Origin of the sequence: Bacillus sp. SIMBA_005, from assembly GCF_046535585.1 — a bacterium.
Taxonomy (GTDB): Bacteria; Bacillota; Bacilli; order Bacillales; family Bacillaceae; genus Bacillus; species Bacillus pumilus.
Window position 1 is genome coordinate 1 of record NZ_JAWRWI010001005.1, and the last position, 243, is coordinate 243.

A 243-nucleotide genomic window follows, 5' to 3' on the forward strand; every position below is an offset into this window, starting at 1 on the left:
CCGATATACGCTTCGTTTTGCAGAATTGCTTTAATTGTGTATTGATTCCAGCGCTTTTTTCCTGATGGAGTCGGTATTTGTAATTTTGTTAAGTGAGAAGCAATCGCTGTATAACTAACTTCTTTTCTATTCAACCCATTTAAAAAGATGTTAAAGATGAATTGAACGACTTTTGCTTTTTCTTCGACTGGGACTAGTTTGGATGTTTTTTTGTTTAACCGGTATCCATAAGGCGCTAGTCCT

General features: G+C 35.8%; 1 protein-coding gene. It reads right to left on the reverse strand.

Annotated elements, in window-relative coordinates:
• Positions 1-243, reverse strand: a 243-nt coding sequence (locus SB660_RS23115) for a recombinase family protein (RefSeq protein WP_410584879.1), incomplete at both ends; no start/stop codon positions are given.